At 40.3% G+C, this 568-nt stretch carries 1 protein-coding gene; it reads left to right on the forward strand.

Going from position 1 to position 568, the window contains the following annotated elements; all coding sequences use genetic code 11:
- Positions 1-76: 76 nt before the first annotated feature.
- Positions 77-568, forward strand: a 492-nt coding sequence (gene mobQ, locus FC98_RS13845; protein WP_162254976.1) for a MobQ family relaxase, incomplete at its 3' end; no start/stop codon positions are given.

Consider the following 568-nt stretch of genomic DNA (forward strand, 5'->3'; position numbering starts at 1 on the left):
CCAAAGACTTGTATCAGAAGTCGCCGTTGGCGACAACAAAATCAACCAATAGATCCAAAGAAAGACGGTGACTAGTATGGCAATTTTTCATATGAGTTTTAGTAATATTAGTGCTGGGAAAGGACGAAGTGCGATTGCCAGTGTCGCTTATCGAAGTGGTGAAAAATTATTTGATGATCAAGAAGGTCGCCACTATTTCTATGCTCGGTCAGTCATGCCAGAGAGTTTTATTTTAACTCCTAAAAATGCACCAGCATGGGCCAGTGATCGAGAAAAATTATGGAACGAAGTAGAAAGAAAAGATCGGCAGGCAAATTCTCGGTATGCGAAAGAGTTTAACGTGGCTTTGCCAGTTGAACTCAGCGAAGATGAACAGAAAGAATTATTGACAAAATACGTGCAAGAAAATTTTGTTGATCAAGGCATGGTAGCTGATGTAGCGATTCATCGCGACCACCAAGATAATCCGCACGCACATGTGATGTTAACTAACCGACCATTTAACCCAGACGGAACATGGGGAATCAAGAGTAAAAAGCAATATATTTTAGATGAGAATGGCAAAAAA

It is taken from the genome of Lentilactobacillus kisonensis DSM 19906 = JCM 15041, from assembly GCF_001434135.1.
Lineage (GTDB): Bacteria > Bacillota > Bacilli > Lactobacillales > Lactobacillaceae > Lentilactobacillus > Lentilactobacillus kisonensis.